At 66.7% G+C, this 6,873-nt stretch carries 8 protein-coding genes and 2 tRNA genes; 8 read left to right on the forward strand and 2 right to left on the reverse strand.

Going from position 1 to position 6,873, the window contains the following annotated elements; all coding sequences use genetic code 11:
• The 8 genes from GTW43_RS24080 to GTW43_RS24115 form a co-directional block, all read left to right on the forward strand.
• Positions 1-971 (forward strand): RHS repeat-associated core domain-containing protein (locus GTW43_RS24080; RefSeq protein ID WP_202501873.1); only part of this gene is annotated, 971 nt, incomplete at its 5' end.
• Positions 968-1,339: a hypothetical protein gene (locus tag GTW43_RS24085; protein WP_161304126.1), complete on the forward strand. Its 372-nt coding sequence runs from the start codon at positions 968-970 to the stop codon at positions 1,337-1,339. The genes GTW43_RS24080 and GTW43_RS24085, both read left to right, overlap by 4 nt.
• Before the next feature lie 118 nt (positions 1,340-1,457).
• Complete coding sequence (locus GTW43_RS24090; protein WP_161304127.1) at positions 1,458-1,970, forward strand: Imm50 family immunity protein; 513 nt, start codon at positions 1,458-1,460, stop codon at positions 1,968-1,970.
• On the forward strand, positions 1,957-2,319 hold the full coding sequence (locus GTW43_RS24095) for a hypothetical protein (RefSeq protein ID WP_161304128.1): 363 nt from the start codon (positions 1,957-1,959) through the stop codon (positions 2,317-2,319). Before GTW43_RS24090 ends, GTW43_RS24095 begins: the two co-directional genes overlap by 14 nt.
• A 46-nt stretch (positions 2,320-2,365) precedes the next feature.
• Positions 2,366-2,623: a hypothetical protein gene (locus tag GTW43_RS24100; RefSeq protein ID WP_161304129.1), complete on the forward strand. Its 258-nt coding sequence runs from the start codon at positions 2,366-2,368 to the stop codon at positions 2,621-2,623.
• Between the two features lie 152 nt (positions 2,624-2,775).
• On the forward strand, positions 2,776-2,946 hold the full coding sequence (locus GTW43_RS24105) for a hypothetical protein (protein ID WP_202501874.1): 171 nt from the start codon (positions 2,776-2,778) through the stop codon (positions 2,944-2,946).
• A 1,244-nt stretch (positions 2,947-4,190) separates the two neighbouring features.
• On the forward strand, positions 4,191-4,601 hold the full coding sequence (locus GTW43_RS37630) for a hypothetical protein (protein WP_202501875.1): 411 nt from the start codon (positions 4,191-4,193) through the stop codon (positions 4,599-4,601).
• Between the two features lie 82 nt (positions 4,602-4,683).
• Positions 4,684-6,078 carry a VanZ family protein gene (locus GTW43_RS24115; RefSeq protein ID WP_161304130.1) on the forward strand — a complete coding sequence of 465 codons (1,395 nt, stop codon included), beginning with the start codon at positions 4,684-4,686 and terminating at the stop codon, positions 6,076-6,078.
• Between the two features lie 475 nt (positions 6,079-6,553).
• Here the strand turns inward: GTW43_RS24115 and GTW43_RS24120 are convergent.
• Together GTW43_RS24120 and GTW43_RS24125 are read right to left on the reverse strand one after the other, a co-directional pair.
• A tRNA-Ile gene (locus GTW43_RS24120) sits at positions 6,554-6,627 on the reverse strand.
• Positions 6,628-6,803: 176 nt separating this feature from the next.
• Positions 6,804-6,873, reverse strand: a tRNA-Asn gene (locus GTW43_RS24125).

Below are 6,873 nucleotides of genomic sequence, written 5' to 3' on the forward strand. Positions count from 1 at the left end.
CCGTCTGGCGCTACACGTACGACCCCCTCGGCCGCCGCACCTCAAAACAGCGCATGTCCCCGGACGGCACGACCGTGACAGAACGGGTCACCTTCACCTGGGACGGCACCACCCTCTGCGAACAGACGACCTCGTCGGCGGGCGTCCCGAACCCGGTGACCCTCACCTGGGACCACCGCGGCCTGCACCCCATCACCCAGACCGAACGCATCACGGCAGCCGACGCCCCGCAGTCCGAGATCGACTCCCGCTTCTTCGCCATCGTCACCGACCTCATCGGCACCCCACGCGAACTCGTGGCAGAAGACGGCGACATCGCCTGGCACACCCGCACCACCCTCTGGGGCACCACCACCTGGAACACCAACGCCACCGCCTACACCCCCCTCCGCTTCCCCGGCCAGTACCACGACCCCGAAACAGGCCTCCACTACAACTACTTCCGCCACTACGACCCCGAGACCGCTCGATACCTTTCAGCTGATCCCCTGGGGCTCACGCCCGCTCCACACCCCTCGACATACATCGCCAATCCGCTCACGTGGAGCGATCCATTGGGTCTTGCACCCGTCGAGTGCCCGAATGCGTGGCGCAATGGCGCCGAAGGCCCCCACAACGCGGCCAACGGCGAGCGGCTGAGGGAACAGCTCCGTGAAGAAGCCGGGCCGGTCGGGTCGATCCAGAACATGGACGACATCATGAACAACGCGGATGTCCTGTCGGGCGGGGTGACTCCCGACCAAGTCAGAGGGGCCATCGTCAACACTCCTGGTTGGCGTGAGGAGGCCCTGGGCCGAGGAGGTCACGCGGGCCAGGGCTGGGTGCTTCGCGAATACAATGACCGCGGCGACCCAACCGGGCGAATGCTTCGCTGGCACCCTGGCGGCGGCCATCACGGCGATGGAGCGTACTGGCGTGTCAAGGGCTGGGAAGGAAATCTCGGAGGAGACGCGGAAGGAATCATCAGGTGAGCGTGCAGACAGCCGTCAGCCAGCTCGAGCAGGCGCTGGACCGGCTTTCCTGGAGTCCGAACCGCCAGCTTGAGCACCTGCAGCGCTTCGGACTGGGGCCGGACGAGCTGGCTCTGGACTTCGACGACTCCTACCGGGTAGTGGCAGCCCTGGTCTCGCGTGGCGCGCTTCCCTTGGACGTCGCCGCGCCACTGCAACATGTCGACTCCCTTCTGGCCGAGATGACGGACGGTACTGACGCGCATTGGACAGGCGAAGCCGTGGCGCAGTCGCCTCAGTGGGCCCGTTTGCGCCGAACCTCTCGCGAGGCATTGGATTCACTGCGCGCAGCCGCACCGTCGGACGAGGCATCAGGGCGAGAGACCTGAGTCCTGTGCCTCCTGCTCCCGGCCCACCACGATGCCGGAATTCCAGAGAGAACTCCCCCACCCCAATGGGAACGACCTGATCGTTTACCAGGAACACTGGTTCGGCCACACTCCTGCTATGACCGCTGGGCTCTCCCCCCGAAACAGCGAGGTCCTTGCCCCGCTCTACGGATCCGCTCCCCTGGACCTGAGCTCCGTCAGACTCCGATCCGTCCACCTCGACTGGCACGGCCCCACCGTGACCCTGCGGCTGGATCTGCCCGCTCCGCCCTTGCCGCTGCCGGAGGACTGGACGGCCGGAGGCGTCGACACGGTGCAGGGGCAGCTCCAGTTCCTCGCTGTGGAGGATCTGGAACTGGACGCCTGGGAACCCGGACTGCTCGTGTCCTTCGGCCTGGAAGCACTCAGCGAGAGCCTGCACAGGATGAGCGTCGCGGTGTCGCCGGGCGAGAAGTCCGCCTTCCTTCGCTTCAGCGCAAGTGCCGATGTGCTCGTCGGCCACGTCAGCGGATTCCGGGCCGGCCCCGATGGCTCGGACAGCGGGCCTCACCACTTCCGCAGCAGACTCGACGCCAGGCTCCACACCACTGTTCCCGACCCGAGCGAGAAGACCTTCTATGAAAAGCTCTGAGGGTGCCGCCGAGAGCAGTCCGGACATCCCGGCGCTGTGCGCGCACGACGTCCTGAGCCGGAGCGACCTCTTCTACGTTCACTTCGACGAACGGGGCTGCTCCGCCACCCTCGGATTCTCCCGTGTACACGGGACCGAAGGCGTCGAGTTCTTTCTGCGCTTCCACGAAGTACGGGGTGTGAAGGTGCGGGGCTGGGGCGCCCCGGGACAGAAGGACGTCCACGTCGAACGAGCAACTGACGGCACGCTCCAGGTGTCCGTCTCCTCCGACGGCTCGTCGATGCGGTTCCGCGCCGCAGGCGTAGCCCTGTCACGTGAGCGCAACTTCCTCGCAGCGCCGGGAAGTTGAGCGGCAGTCCCGCAGCACGGCGAGTTTCCGTCCACGGAGGACCTGAATGACATTCCACACCCACGAGGAACTCGACGTGACGGTCGTCGCCGTGGCTCCGGTCGGGTACCGCGTGGACGCTCAGGGCTCGCCCGGGTTCATCGACCAGGTGAAGCACCCGTCGTTTCGCGATCCGGACACGGCCCCACCGACGGTCGGGGACACACTGCACGTCGTGGTCCTGGACCCCGACCGGGATCCGCCCCGATTCAGTGCCCTGGAGGCCGACATCGACATCGCGCGCCGCCTGCGCGGCGCCCCCTGACCTCGTCGGCCGTACGGCATGGGAGCCGCGGCACCCTCCCCGGCGCGCGGCGCCCTTCCCACTGCCCGTCCGCGAGTTCAACGAGACGCTGACGTTCGCCCCCCGCTGAGGACATCCTTCACGCGCTGCGGGGCGCCCTCGCGGAGGACTGGATGGCCATGCCGGTCTGGGCTCGGAACCTCGCCTTCCGACTGGCATGTCTGCAACGCCCCGACGACGCGGCCCTCCTGCGTGGGGCAGCCGCCGACCCGCTGTCCTTCGGCCCCAACTGGGACGCCCACGCCGAGGCCCTGAAGGCCAGAGCTGACCGGCTGAACCCGTGAAGAGTCACACTCGCCGGCCTCGCCGGTAGTCTCCAGGTGTCCGAAATCGGGTACCGGAACCGGCCCATGGTCACCGGCCCAGCCGCTCGCCTCGGACGGGCGTTGCCGGGCGGTCTTCATGACGTGCTTGAGCGCAGAACGGGTCTTGGCGGGTCTGAGCCATCGACACATTCCAGTGTGGGTGACAGATGATCACCTCCGCAAACTCGACGACGCGGGCGTGGAGTCGGGCGTACGGGGCGAGAGCGTCGGTGTCGTTGACGGCGGGGAACAAGTCCTCGCGGGTCGCGCTCGGGAGTGGGCCGGCCTGCACGAGGGACCGCGGAGGGTCCGGACCGTCCGTCACGGTCGGCGGTCGCCACGGTGACGTCGCGCGCGTCGAGGAGACCCTGCTGGAGTTCCAAATCTGCCGCGAGGCGAGAGGTTGCTTCAACCTCCCAGGAATCTTGGCGCGGCCAAGCGGACTTCACGGTCTAGCCACGGTGGGAGTCGTAGCTCCAGCCGGCTCGGCCGCCCTTGCCCGTGCAGCACTTCGCGGGGGCGCCCGTCGTGGGTGTAGCCGAGGGCGGCGGCGCGAGAGCAGAACTGGCCGAACTCGAATACCTGTTGGCTGGAGTCTCGGCTGGGTTCCGATCGGGGTGGTTCGGTACGCATGTGGTCATCTGCAGGAGCACGCGGGGCCACGGTCGTTATCGGCTCCGAGTAGTCCTGATCCTCGTAGATCTTCGATAGCAGGAAGTAAGGCCCACCCCGAACAGGACGATCCCGACGAGGCAAACAGCCGCGACGCCTGCGCAGCTCGCTGTTGAATTGGTCGGTCTACCACTCGCCTTACCCATCGCCCCACCCATCGCACCCGTCCACGTTCACCGGACGGCGACCGTACAGGCGGGCCGTCTGCCGGGTGATGGTACGGCGCCATGGCCGCCCTCTCGAGCCCTGCGCCCTGCCGCGTCGAGGGCAGGACCACGGTGCAGCAACGGCACCTCGCCCCGGCGGAACCGCCATGCAGTAGTCCGTAAAGACTTGGTAGCGGGTGAACGGTTACAGCCGCCTCCTTCTAGAGGATCATCCGAGCCCTCATGGCGATCTGCACCAAATCGCACAGGAAGCTCATAGGAAGCTCAAATGATCTTCACAAAAATCTCCGGTGCGTGATCAGATACCTACCGAGTCGGCACGGGGGACTCCACACCCTCCTTGCCGCCCATTTGGCATGCCCAGTACAACGACAGGACAGTTTCATGCGTTCTCGCACCAACGTCGCCCTTGCCGCTCTCGCCGTCGCCGGAGGATCGATCATGATCAGCGCGCCGGCCGCCTCGGCCGCCGCGTACTGCAGCGGCTCCGGCTATACCGCCACGAATGAGCCCATGGAACGATGCACTTCGCTGTCCAACGGCGTCGTGTACAACAAGCAGATCTCGGGTGCCAAGGTGTACACCACGTACTCGAAGACGGGTGGCTCCACGGTGAAGGTCCGCCTTGGCTACTCGCTCAGTGGGTCGACCCACTACAGCGCCTACTTCAGCATCGGCTCCGGTAAGACCGTGAAGAAGTCCTGGGGCCTGAGCTCCGGTTCGTACTGCAAGAGCATGACGGGGGTCCTGAACTACAGCGGCGGCACGTTCCAGACGCCGACGACTCACTGCTGAAACCAGCACCCCACGGGGCCCGTCTGACCGGGCGGGCCCCGCGGCCTCTCTCGAACCGTTCTGACTATGCAAGGACCGCGCCGTGTTCTCCGCGATCTTCCAAGACCACTTCGGCTACCTGGCCGCATGCACGTCGACCGCCTTCGTGCTGGGCGGAGCAGCGTGGACGCTCGCCCGTCGGCTGGGGAACCCGCAGGCGGTGTGGTGGGCCGGGCTCGCGTTCACCGTCACTGGCGTCTTCGGGGTCACCTTCATGGGCGCCGGGCCGGCGAGCGGCGTGTGTGTCCTCAACCATCAGCTCGCCGAGCCGTTCCGCACGACGCAGGGAATATGGAACCTCGCGATGACGGTGCCGGTCGGCGCCTTCGTGCTCCTGGCGTGCCGTCGCCCGTTTCCTGCCCTGGTCGGCGTCGTCACTCTGCCCTTGGCCATTGAGTTCACGCAGGCGAAGGTCGATGGTCTTGGCCGTATCTGCGACAGTGCGGACGCGGAGATGAACATCCTCGGCGGTGTGCTGGGAATGGTGCTCGTCGCTGCCTTCCTCGCGGCGCGGAGGTCACGGCTGCTCTGGCAGGGCGGTGTGAAGGGCGCTGTGATCGTTGCGCTGGCGGTCTTCCTTCTGGCGTCAGGCGTGGCGCGCCCGGTACTCAGTTTCACCAACGTGGACGGCAGCAGCCTCTCCGCAGCCGACGATGACCAGAAGCGCGCCGTCGAGAAGGCAGTAGAGGAGGCGTTCGGCGACCGGTACGACATCGGGCAGCTGAACGAGCAGCCGTGCGTCGGCAGCACGTGCAAGAACGTCATCTTCAACCTGCACAGCAAGGAGAAGGGATCGTCAGACGTGTTCGGGAGCGGCACACTGTCCTGGCCGGACAAGAAGCATCTGAACGTGCTTCTGGAGGACAGCGACAAGCCCACAGTCATGGGATACCCGGTCGCCGGGGCGAAGGCGCCGACCTCGGACTATGAGGCGCATGAGATCGCGCAGGCCTATGCCCAGCAGCGCTACCCGTGGGCGAGGACTGCGACCGTCAAGGAGACCGACCCGGTCGGCGAGAAGGCCGGCCTGGGCTGGATGACGAACTGGCGCTGGACCCACAACGACGTACTGATGCCCAGAATGCTCGACGTCCAGGTGGACAGGGCCGGGCACGTGTCCCAGATCGACGTCACTCTCGGCCCGACCCGCACGCACCTGCCCGAGCCCAGGCTGGACGCCGAGCAGGCAGAGAAGGCCGCAGACAGAGCCGTTGCAGCAGAGGCAAAGGCCAACGGAAGCACCGCCGCAGACGATCCCGCACAGGCAGTGGCCCTCAAGGCCGATGACCTGGAAGGCGCCTGGACGCCCTACTGGCTCGTGAACGTGGCTCCGCACTCCACCGGACCCGACGACGAAGTCGTACCCGACCTCTACAGAGTGAACGCCGTCACCGGAAAGGTCTTCGACGCCGGAGGAGTCCCGGTCAAGACGACCTGACCGAAGGTGTCCTTCCGGATGTACGCTCAGTCACCACGCGGCCACCTCTGCCCCCAGAGGAAGCAGTAGTTGCCGAGGTAGTCGCGGCGTCGTCTTCCGCCGCGTGATCGCCGACGAGTTCGACACACGCCGCCAACAGCGCCAGGCCTATAGCGACGCCCCTGATGGGCGCGCAGCCCCGGATGAGCCGCCGCGAGGAAGCCCTCAAGGAACCTCCGCGGGCGACCCGGCGTGGCCTCTCCCGCCGCCCGCCCCAGCCGGGCGTCTCACGCGGGGGCGCCACCCGCGCGCACATGATCGAGGGCCCCGACGCATCGGGGCCCTCTGTCGTTCTGTCGCCCGGCGCGGTCGGCTGTCGCGCACCGAGCGGGCAACGGGCGAACAGGTGATGTTCGGTCCTCGCGGAGGACCGCCTACCTGATGACGTTTCAGACCGCATCGCAGGTGAGAACGTTTCTCCACCGAGCGGCCAGCGTGGGGCGGGTGGGACTCGAACCCACGGCCGACGGATTATGAGTCCGCTGCTCTAACCGGCTGAGCTACCGCCCCTACACGGCGTGGCGCGTACATGTGTACGCGCCGTCTGCCGCAGCATAGCCGCTCATACGATCTCCTGCCTCGGATGGTTCGGCTCTGCACGACCATGAGGACTCCGGTGCGCGGCACCTGGTTCCACCAGGCACGAAAAAGCCCTCCGAAGTGACTTCGAAGGGCTTGTCCGACAGCTCTCCCGACTGGACTCGAACCAGTAACCTGCCGGTTAACAGCCGGCTGCTCTGCCAATTGAGCTACAGG

The sequence above is a fragment of the Streptomyces sp. SID5785 genome, assembly GCF_009870065.1.
Classification (GTDB): domain Bacteria; phylum Actinomycetota; class Actinomycetes; order Streptomycetales; family Streptomycetaceae; genus Streptomyces.